Source organism: uncultured Shimia sp. (assembly GCF_913054185.1).
Classification (GTDB): Bacteria; Pseudomonadota; Alphaproteobacteria; order Rhodobacterales; family Rhodobacteraceae; genus Shimia.
Map to the genome: position 1 here is coordinate 1 of NZ_CAJXIV010000124.1, position 10470 is coordinate 10470.

Annotated in this window: 9 protein-coding genes; 7 read left to right on the forward strand and 2 right to left on the reverse strand. The window is 55.5% G+C overall.

Annotated elements, in window-relative coordinates; genetic code table 11:
* The 5 genes from QZ517_RS18530 to QZ517_RS18550 form a co-directional block, all read left to right on the forward strand.
* On the forward strand, positions 1–1464 hold a 1464-nt coding region (locus QZ517_RS18530), incomplete at its 5' end, for an extracellular solute-binding protein (RefSeq protein WP_294230001.1).
* 4 nt (positions 1465–1468) lie between these two features.
* Positions 1469–2557 carry a microcin C ABC transporter permease YejB gene (locus QZ517_RS18535; RefSeq protein WP_294230004.1) on the forward strand — a complete coding sequence of 363 codons (1089 nt, stop codon included), beginning with the start codon at positions 1469–1471 and terminating at the stop codon, positions 2555–2557.
* Positions 2557–3663 carry an ABC transporter permease gene (locus QZ517_RS18540; protein ID WP_294230007.1) on the forward strand — a complete coding sequence of 369 codons (1107 nt, stop codon included), beginning with the start codon at positions 2557–2559 and terminating at the stop codon, positions 3661–3663. Before QZ517_RS18535 ends, QZ517_RS18540 begins: the two co-directional genes overlap by 1 nt.
* Positions 3660–5240 carry an ABC transporter ATP-binding protein gene (locus QZ517_RS18545; protein ID WP_294230010.1) on the forward strand — a complete coding sequence of 527 codons (1581 nt, stop codon included), beginning with the start codon at positions 3660–3662 and terminating at the stop codon, positions 5238–5240. The genes QZ517_RS18540 and QZ517_RS18545 overlap by 4 nt, the downstream gene beginning before the upstream one ends.
* The gene (locus QZ517_RS18550; RefSeq protein ID WP_294230013.1) at positions 5237–5680 is read left to right on the forward strand and encodes a GNAT family N-acetyltransferase; all 444 of its coding nucleotides are present in this window, start codon (positions 5237–5239) and stop codon (positions 5678–5680) included. The genes QZ517_RS18545 and QZ517_RS18550 overlap by 4 nt, the downstream gene beginning before the upstream one ends.
* Positions 5681–5724: 44 nt before the next feature.
* On the opposite strand, the gene hemN is transcribed toward QZ517_RS18550, so the two are convergent.
* On the reverse strand, positions 5725–7080 hold the full coding sequence (hemN, locus tag QZ517_RS18555; protein WP_294230016.1) for an oxygen-independent coproporphyrinogen III oxidase: 1356 nt from the start codon (positions 7078–7080) through the stop codon (positions 5725–5727).
* A 69-nt stretch (positions 7081–7149) separates the two neighbouring features.
* Here hemN and fnrL point away from each other — a divergent pair, with 69 nt between their 5' ends.
* Entirely contained in the window at positions 7150–7890 is a 741-nt protein-coding gene (gene fnrL, locus QZ517_RS18560) for a transcriptional regulator FnrL (RefSeq protein ID WP_294230019.1), read from the forward strand.
* 110 nt (positions 7891–8000) lie between these two features.
* Here the strand turns inward: fnrL and QZ517_RS18565 are convergent, their stop codons facing one another.
* On the reverse strand, positions 8001–8840 hold the full coding sequence (locus QZ517_RS18565; RefSeq protein ID WP_294230022.1) for a universal stress protein: 840 nt from the start codon (positions 8838–8840) through the stop codon (positions 8001–8003).
* A 221-nt stretch (positions 8841–9061) separates the two neighbouring features.
* On the opposite strand from QZ517_RS18565, the gene ccoN reads away from it, so the two are divergent.
* Positions 9062–10470 (forward strand): cytochrome-c oxidase, cbb3-type subunit I (gene ccoN, locus QZ517_RS18570; RefSeq protein WP_294230025.1); only part of this gene is annotated, 1409 nt, incomplete at its 3' end.

Consider the following 10470-nt stretch of genomic DNA (forward strand, 5'->3'; position numbering starts at 1 on the left):
CCGCTTCGGGCGCAGGACGCGGCGTTTACCCACAACCTTTTCTTGGAACAAGCCATTCGGTCTTATGCGCGGTCTGTGAAGGAACGGATTACCGGCGTTGAGGTGATTGACGATCACACGCTCAAATACACCTTCGCTGAAGGTATTTCGCGACGGTCGTTGATTAGCCAAGTGGGCGGCACGCCGATTTTCTCGGAAGCGTGGTACAAAGAAACCGGCGAGCGGCTGGATGAACCCTCCACATTGGCACCAATGGCATCTGGGCCTTATCAAGTCGGTGACTACGAATTTAACCGCTACGTCGAATATGTGCGTAATCCAAACTACTGGGGTTGGGATCACCCGGCCAATGTTGGGCGGTTCAACTTCGACAAAGTTCGGATTGAGTATTTCACCGACGCGACTGCGGAGTTCGAGGCCTTCAAGGCAGGCGAGTTCACGTACCGCACAGAAGGCTCTACCAAACGGTGGGCGACAGGCTATGACTTTCCCGGCATTCAGAACGGAACGGTGAAGAAAGAGGCGCTGCCAAGCGGGTCGGCACCCACAAACTTTGGTATGATTTACAACACGTTGCGCGCGCCGTTGGACAATCGCGATGTGCGCCATGCGCTGTCGTTGGCGTTCAACTTTGAATGGGTGCGAGAGTCGCTGCAATATGAATTGACCACTCAGCGAAGCTCCTATGCGGAAGGTCAAGAATGGGAAGCCAAAGGCGTGCCGGAAGGCGCTGAGCTTGCGCTTCTAAAATCGCTTGGTGATGCGGTTCCACCAGAGATGTTGACGGAGCCTGCGGTCGTGCCGCACACGTCCAATCCATCCAATCCGATTGACAGGCGGAACAAGCGCGCGGCGCTGAAGCTGTTTGAGAAAGCCGGATGGTCGGTGAATGACGCAGGTCAAATGGTGGATGGTGATGGCAAACAGATGTCGCTTGATTGCCTGGTTATTGCGACTTGGGATGAAACCCGTCTTGCTTTGATTGAAACCTATGTCAAAACGCTGGCCAATTGGGGCATCGAGGTGAAAGCCGACAAGGTGGACAGCGCACAGGCGCAGCAGCGGTGGATCGATAAAGACTACGACATGATCTACAATCGCTACCGATCTTTTGCGGCCGCGGGCACAGGCTTGCACCAGATGTTTGGCTCCAAAACCGCCGAGGTGTCTACCTATAACCCAGCAGCGCTGCGCAGTCCGGCTGTGGATGCGATCATTGATGCCGCGCTGGCGACCACAACACGGGAAGACGAAGTGGTTGCGCTGACAGCTTTGGACCGTGCCTTGCGCTATGAGCGCATCCTTGCGCACGCGGGCTATGTTGGCGAAAGCTGGGTGTCGTATTTTGACATGTTTGAACGGCCAGAGGAGCTGCCGCCTTATGCGGTCGGTGTGTTGGATTTCTGGTGGTACAACAAAGACAAGCATGAGGCGTTGATCGCCTCTGGCGCGTTGCGGAAGTAATCCGGTGGGCGCCTATATCCTCCGACGACTATTGCTTGTGATCCCAACATTGCTTGGGGTCATGATCATCAACTTCACGTTGGTGCAATTTGTACCGGGCGGGCCTGTGGAGCAGGTCCTTGCCAAAATGCAGGGCGAAGGCGACGTGTTTGCCGGATTTGCCGGGGGTGGCGAAGATGTCATCACGGAGGAGACCTTTGGTTCTGATAGTGAGTATTTGGGCGCCCGTGGGTTGCCTAAAGAGTTCATTGAGGAACTGGAAAAGGAATTTGGCTTTGATAAGCCGCCCTTGGAGCGCTTTCTGACAATGATGGGCAACTACATGCGGCTGGATTTTGGGGAGAGCTATTTCCGCAAAATCAGCGTGACCGATTTGGTGCTGGAAAAAATGCCGGTGTCGATCACGTTGGGGCTTTGGGCGACGCTGATTGCTTATGCGGTGTCCATCCCGCTCGGTATTCGCAAAGCCGTGAAGGATGGTACGCCATTTGATACCTGGACGTCGGGTGCGATCATCATAGGCTATGCCATTCCGGGATTCCTATTTGCGATCATGTTGTTGGTGCTGTTTGCGGGCGGGTCGTACTGGAAGATTTTCCCGCTTCGCGGGCTGACTTCTGACAATTTTGAAGACCTGACGATGATTGGCAAAGTGCTGGACTACTTCTGGCACATCACTCTGCCTGTATTGGCATCAACCATTGCGGCCTTTGCCACGCTCACTCTGCTCACAAAGAACAGCTTTTTGGACGAGATCAAGAAACACTATGTGATGACGGCGCGGGCCAAAGGGTTGACCGAGAAACGCGTGCTCTATGGCCATGTGTTCCGCAACGCGATGTTGATTGTGATTGCAGGCTTTCCGGCGGTGTTTATTGGCGTGTTTTTTGGCGGTTCGGTGTTGATAGAGACAATCTTCTCGCTCGACGGACTAGGCCGATTGGGCTTTGAAGCCGCCGTGGCGCGGGATTATCCAGTGATTTTTGGCACACTGTTTGTCTTTGGTCTTATTGGCCTTGTAGTCGGGATTCTGTCGGACTTGATGTATGTGTTTGTTGATCCACGGATTGATTTCGAGAAGAGGGAAGGCTGATGGCATTGTCTCCTCTGAACCAGCGGCGCTGGAGCAACTTTAAGCGCAACCGGCGCGCCCTTTGGTCGCTGAATATTTTCTTGGTGGTGTTTGTGCTGTCTCTGTTTGCGGAGTTTCTCGCAAATGATCGGCCCATCCTGATCAACTACCGTGGGGAATTCTATACGCCGATCTTCAACTTCTACCCGGAGACCACGTTTGGCGGCGATTTCAAAACCGAGGCGGTTTACAATGATCCGGTGGTGGAATGCCTGATCACCACAGGCGGTGTTGAAGATTGCTTTGATGTGCCAGAGGACATGCTCGAAGACGTGGCTGCGGGCACATTTGAACACGCTGACTTTGAGAAAGGTTGGACGCTTTGGCCACCGATCCCCTACAGCTACGACACACCGGTGGATCGCCCCGGTGCGGCACCATTGCCGCCGGACAGTCAGAACTGGCTTGGTACGGATGACCGCAAGCGCGATGTGGTTGCGCGGGTCATTTATGGGTTCCGTTTGTCGATCATCTTCACCTTGGTGGTGACCACAGCGGCGAGCTTGATCGGCATCGTGGCGGGCGCCGTGCAAGGCTACTTTGGTGGCTGGGTGGATCTGATTTTTCAGCGTGTGATTGAGATCTGGGGGGCGACACCGAGCCTCTACATCATCATCATCATGTTCGCGATTTTGGGGCGCAGTTTCTGGCTGCTTGTGTTTCTCACGGTGTTGTTCAGCTGGACGGCTCTTGTGGGTGTTGTCAGGGCAGAGTTCCTGCGGGCGCGGAACCTAGAGTATGTGCGCGCGGCCAAAGCGCTGGGCGTGTCAAACCGCGTGATCATGTTCCGCCATATGTTGCCAAATGCGATGGTGGCGACGGTGACCATGTTGCCGTTTATCGTGACCGGTACGATCAGCACGTTGGCTGGTTTGGATTTTCTGGGCTTTGGTCTGCCGTCGTCGTCACCCAGCTTGGGCGAATTGACACTACAGGCAAAACAAAACCTGCAAGCGCCGTGGCTGGCGTTCACCGCGTTTTTCACCTTTGCCATCATGCTCTCGCTGCTGGTCTTCATCTTTGAAGGCGTGCGTGACGCGTTTGACCCAAGGAAGACTTTTTCATGAGCGTTTTGGAGGTCAAAGGCCTACGCGTGGCATTCCGGCAGGACGGAGAGCAGGTGGAAGCCGTAAAGGGCGTGTCCTTCACTGTGGATCGCGGGGAGACCGTGGCGCTGGTGGGAGAGTCCGGGTCCGGCAAGTCGGTCACGGCTTTGTCTACCGTGTCTTTGTTGCCAGAGAGCGCGGAGGTGTCTGGCTCTGTGACCTACGACGGTCAGGAAATGGTTGGCGCGTCCGGCGAGTTGCTGCGCAAGGTGCGCGGCAATGATATTAGCTTCATTTTTCAGGAGCCGATGACTTCGTTAAACCCGCTGCACACCATTGATAAGCAGTTGGCCGAAAGTCTGGCGCTGCACCAAGGTGTGACCGGGGACAAAGCCCGTACGCGGGTTTTGGAGCTGTTGGAGAAAGTGGGCTTGCGCAATGCGGAGAAACGGCTGAGTTCTTATCCGCACCAGTTGTCCGGTGGGGAACGACAGCGGGTGATGATTGCCATGGCGCTGGCCAATAAGCCTGACATTCTGATTGCGGATGAGCCAACTACGGCGCTGGATGTGACCATTCAAGCGCAGATTTTGGAGTTGCTGGCAGAGCTGAAAACCAGCGAGGGCATGGGCTTGTTGTTTATCACCCATGACCTTGGCGTGGTGCGGCGAATTGCCGACAAGGTCTGTGTCATGAAAAATGGCGAGATAGTTGAGGCCGGGCCGGTCAGTGAGATTTTTGACAACCCGCAGCATCCGTACACGCAGCTTCTGTTGAGTGCGCAGGCAAGCGGCATTCCTGAGCCTGTGGCGCGTGACGCTGAAGAAATGGTGTCCACCGAAAACTTACGGGTGTGGTTCCCGATCCAGCAAGGCTTCCTCAAACGCACGGTTGGCCATGTGAAGGCGGTGAATGATTCCAGTCTGTCAGTACGGGCCGGTGAAACACTCGGCATTGTGGGTGAAAGCGGCTCGGGCAAGACCACGCTGGCGTTGGCGATCATGCGGTTGATTGGCAGCGAAGGTAAAATCACCTTCGACGGGCAAGATGTGCGCAAGTGGAGCACCAAACAGCTGCGGGCGCTGCGCAAAGACATGCAGATTGTGTTTCAGGACCCGTTTGGCAGTTTGAGCCCGCGGATGACTTGTGAGCAGATCATCTCCGAAGGGCTTGGCGTGCATGGCAACCCTGATGGGCGCGATACGCGCACGTTGGTTGGCGAGGTCATGGTGGAGGTTGGATTAGACCCGGCGTTTATGGATCGATATCCACATGAGTTTTCCGGCGGGCAACGTCAGCGGATCGCCATTGCGCGGGCGATGATTTTGCGCCCCAAGCTGGTGGTGTTGGATGAGCCAACGTCGGCGCTGGATATGACGGTGCAGGTGCAGATTGTGGAACTGCTGCGGAATTTGCAAAAGAAATACGGGCTGGCCTATTTGTTCATCAGTCATGACCTGCATGTGGTGCGGGCGATGAGCCATAAGATCATGGTGATGAAAGCCGGTGATGTTGTCGAGCATGGCGACTCGGAAGCCCTGTTTGACAATCCGCAGACAGACTACACGCGTGAATTGTTGGCGGCGGTGCCAGGGTGACCAGCCTTCGTTTTGAGGTTGCGAAAGAGACCGATGCAAAGCGGTTGGCCAAGCTTCGGGTGGCCGCCATGCGCCCAAGTTTGGAAGCTGCGGGGCGGTACAATCAGGAGCGCGCGCGGCGGCGGTTTCTCGATACATTTGAACCGGATGACACCACGTTGGTTTTCTCAGGGAAGACGTTGGCGGGTTTTTTTGAGCTGCGCGACCGGGGGGACCATCTCTATCTGGATCATTTCTACATTGCGCCTGAAGAGCAGGGGCGCGGGCTTGGCAGTATGATCCTGCAATGGATTTTGCGGGACGCGGCGGATCGGAACCTGCCCGTGCGCCTGATGGCGCTCAACGGTAGTCCTGCAAATAAGTTCTATCGGCTACATGGCTTTGAAGTGGTGTCGCAGGAAGAGTTCGACACGCTGTATCAATGGGTGCCAGCAAAATAGGCCAGCCCAATGGACTGGCCTTTTTCTTTTAAGTTTCGCGGATGTCAGATCGCAGCGCTGTGCTGGGCTTTGCTCATGTCATAGGCGTCAAACGCGCGTGCAATGATGCGGGTCAGCGGACGTGTTGGCTCCGGTATGACCAAGGCGCCACTTTCCAGTGCCAGCACGTCTGGGAATTGGGCCATGACTTTGGAGAACATCTCGTTCAGCTCCGCACGAGAGATGTCAAAACGGTCGACAATCTCATCCGCATCAATGCGGAAGTCACACATCAGGGCCTCAATCAGGCGGCCACGCAGGCGATCGTCGTCGGTGAAAGTGTGGCCTCGAGATGTGGAAAAGCGTCCGTCGCGGATGGCGCCAGTGTGCGCAGACGTGGCTGGAGCATTTTGCGCGAACCCCTGAGGGAAGCGTGCGATGGAAGACGCGCCCACGGCCAGCAACACATCAGCGGTGTCATCGGTGTAGCCTTGGAAATTGCGGCGCAGCGTGCCGTTGCGTTGGGCCACTGACAGGCCGTCCGTCTTGGTGGCGAAGTGGTCGATGCCAATTTCGTCGTAGTCGTCCCAGAGGAAGAGTTTTCGGGCGGTTTCATACAGCGCGAGGCGTTCTTGTGGGGTTGGCAGCGCGTCCGATGGGATCATTTGTTGCCGCTTGGCCATCCAGGGTACGTGGGCATAGCCATAAAGCGCTACGCGATCCGGGGACAGCGACAAAAGCTTCTGTACGCTTTCGGTGATGCGGGCCTGGGTTTGATGGGGCAGGCCAAAGAGGATATCCGCGTTGACGCTTTTCACGCCATGCGCGCGGATCATCTCAACGGCATCGCGGGTGACGTCGTAGCCTTGAATGCGACCGATGGTTTTTTGAATCTCGTCGTCGAAATCCTGCACACCAATGGAGGCGCGATTCATGCCTGCTTTGGCCAGCACAGCCAGGCGGGCGTCGTCAATTTCATTGGGGTCGATCTCAACGGAGAATTCGCCGTCTGCGGCCATAGGGGCCACGTCAAAAATAGCGCCAGCCAGGTCTTCCATCATACCGGGATCGAGCAGGGTTGGCGTGCCGCCACCCCAGTGTAAGCGCGACAGGGTGACGTCTTGAGGCAAAGACGCCTTTAGAATTTTGAGTTCGTCTTTCAGCGTCTCCACATACGTGGCAACCGGGGAGAGCGTGGACGTGCCTTGCGTGCGGCAGGCGCAAAACCAGCAGAGACGGCGACAAAACGGCACATGTACGTAAAGTGAGACTTGCGAACCGATTGGAATCGCTTCAATCCACGCTTTGTAAGTGTCTGGCGTCACGTCGTTGTTGAAGTGCGGGGCTGTCGGATAGCTTGTGTAACGCGGAACTTTCGCGTCAAACAGTCCGAGTTTGGCCAATTGTTTTTCCTGTTCCATAAGCGTACTCATAAGGAAGTTGGAAATGCGAACCCTTGACTCAGATCAAGTTCAGGAATGAACAAAGTCATGAACAAAACGTTGGATCTCTCGATTGGGTGCGACAGTTGTCCGATCAAGCACCGTGCAGTTTGCGCGCGCTGTGATGCGGATGAGCTCGAGACGCTTGAGGAAATCAAATATTACCGCAGCTTTGAAGCTGGACAGACGCTGATCTGGTCTGGCGATCGTATGGAGTTTGTCGGCTCTGTTGTGTCTGGTATTGCCTCGCTGACACAAACAATGGAAGACGGCCGCACGCAAATGGTTGGCCTTCTGTTGCCAAGTGATTTTGTGGGCCGGCCGGGGCGTGAGTTTGCGAGTTACGATGTTGTTGCAACCACAGATGTGGTGATGTGCTGTTTTCGCCGCAAACCGTTTGAAAACATGATGGTGGAGACACCACATGTGGCGCAGCGCCTGCTTGAGATGACTCTCGATGAGCTGGATGCGGCTCGGGAATGGATGCTTGTTCTGGGGCGCAAGACAGCGCGCGAAAAAATTGCCAGCCTGTTGTCCATTATTGGGCGGCGAGATGCATCGCTGAAGTTGGAGGGTATGGTTGGCAGAATTGTATTTGACCTGCCGCTGACCCGTGAAGCGATGGCGGACTACCTTGGTTTGACGCTGGAAACTGTGAGCCGGCAGATGTCTGCGCTTAAGCGGGACGGCGTGATTGAGCTGGAAGGCAAACGCCATGTGACAGTGCCAAGCTTTGAGCGGCTGATGGACGAAGCTGGCGACGATGCCGATGGCGGCATGATGGCGTAAGCCTCTGAGTGTCACCGAAAATTAAAAAAAAGGCGGGGAATTCCCCGCCTTTTGCTTTTGCCGCATCACTGCGTGTCCCACGACACATTGCGTGGCAAAATTGGTCTGACTTAGTGTGCCAGGAACACCGGAATATTGGCTTGCTCCAGCATGTTGCGTGTGGCGCCACCCAAAATGGCCTCACGAAAGCGAGAATGACCGTAAGCGCCCATCACAATCATATCGGTCTTGGTATCGGTGGCATGGCGCAGTAGCACATCGGAGACACGGGGCTGTGTTTTGGACAGCACGTCGACTTCCACACGCACACCATGGCGTGACAGGAATTGTGAAAGCAGACCGCCAGGATCAGAGCGGTTCGGGCCGTGGGTGGGGGGATCAATCACCACCACATGAACCAGGTCAGCAGCTTTCAAGAAGGGCAGGGCGGCGCGGGTGGCAACCAACGCTTCGGCGCTTTCGTTCCAACCGATGGAAATGGTTTTTGGTGCGGCGAGCGGTTCAGCGGTTTCCGGGACCATCATCACGGGGGCCTGACCTTCAAACAAGGCCGCCTCCAAAGTGGGTTCCAGTTCGGTGCCCTGATTCTTGCCATAAGGCTTTGGCAGGATCACAAGGTCGGCGAAACGCGCACGTGCGGCCACATGTCGCCCCAGATCAGCAATCTGCGTGACGCCGGTGTCGCAGGCCCAGCGGATGTCTGTATTGGACAGAGCAGTCTCGGCCGCCGCTTTGATGGCATCTGACTCTTCGTGGGCGCGTTTGAGCATTTCCTGCATCAAAAGAGCGTCGGCACCCGCATAGAAGTAGCCAGTTTGCGATCGATCCACGCCAAGCGCGAGCACGTCCAGATGTGCATCTTGCGCACCCGCGAGGGCGATAGCTTGCGCCAAAGGGGCAGCTGTGAAGTCAGAGTCCGTCAGAACGCACAGCAAAGATTTGTAGTTCATTGTCACTCACCCGTGTTATGGAAAGGTGTAAATTCTATACGACTTTTCTTTTATAGGTGCAGATAAAGCCGTTTCTCTTGAAGTAGATACAGACAGAGATCCCCGTCAGTTTCCTTGACCCAGATCAAAGCGAAAGCTTCGCTGCACCTGCAAAAGACGATTGGTCAAATCCGCCCAAAGCCCGAAAAAGAATCGGGCAGGGCAAGACGAAGGGACGCGAAATGGTAAATTACTTCAAGCTGATCGCGCTAGGCCTCATCACGTTTTTTGCGTTGATTGCGGCCAACTATGCGCGTGATTTAGCTTATATGGTACACGCCCTGCTAATATCGGGTGTGTCTTTTGGGCTGTTTATTTGGGTTCTGCGCGGCATGGGCACTGTGACAGTGCATGCGCAGGATGAATACATGGATGACGTGATCCGCTACGGCGTGATCGCAACCGCTTTTTGGGGCGTTGTCGGGTTTCTAGCGGGCGTGTTTATTGCGTTCCAGCTGGCCTTCCCGGTCCTCAACTTTGAGTGGGCACAGGGTTACGCCAACTTTGGTCGTTTGCGCCCGCTGCACACCTCGGCGGTGATTTTTGCGTTTGGCGGCAACGCGCTGATCGCAACATCGTTTTACGTTGTGCAGCGCACCAGCGCCGCGCGGCTGTGGGGGGGGAATCTTGGTTGGTTTGTCTTCTGGGGCTACCAGCTTTTTATCGTTCTGGCAGCGACGGGCTACCTTCTGGGCGGTACACAATCAAAAGAATACGCAGAGCCGGAATGGTACGTTGACCTGTGGCTGACCGTTGTTTGGGTGGCTTACCTGGCGGTGTTCCTCGGAACCGTGATCAAGCGGAAAGAGCCACACATCTATGTGGCCAACTGGTTCTTCCTCGCGTTTATTGTCACCGTTGCGATGCTGCACGTGGTCAACAACTTGACCATTCCTGTGTCAATTTTCGGCTCTAAATCCGTGATTGTCTGGGCCGGTGTGCAAGACGCGATGGTGCAGTGGTGGTATGGCCACAACGCTGTTGGCTTCTTCCTGACCGCAGGCTTCCTAGGTATGATGTACTACTTCATTCCCAAGCAAGCCGAACGTCCGGTGTTCTCCTACAAGCTGTCAATCATTCACTTCTGGGCGATCATCTTTCTGTATATCTGGGCTGGTCCACACCACCTGCACTACACCGCGTTGCCGGACTGGGCGTCGACCCTCGGCATGGTGTTCTCCGTTGTGCTGTGGATGCCGTCTTGGGGTGGTATGATCAATGGTCTGATGACGCTCTCTGGCGCATGGGACAAGCTGCGCACCGATCCGGTTATCCGTATGATGGTGATCTCGGTTGGTTTCTACGGCATGTCGACCTTCGAAGGTCCAATGATGTCGATCCGCGCTGTGAACTCGCTGTCTCACTACACTGACTGGACCATTGGCCACGTGCACTCCGGTGCATTGGGTTGGAACGGCATGATCACCTTTGGTGCGCTGTACTACCTCGTGCCGGTTTTGTGGAAACGTGAGCGTCTGTACTCTCTGCAACTGGTCAGCTGGCACTTCTGGCTCGCCACCATCGGCATCGTGCTCTACGCGGCGTCCATGTGGGTGACCGGTATCATGGAAGGCCTGATGTGGCGTGAAGT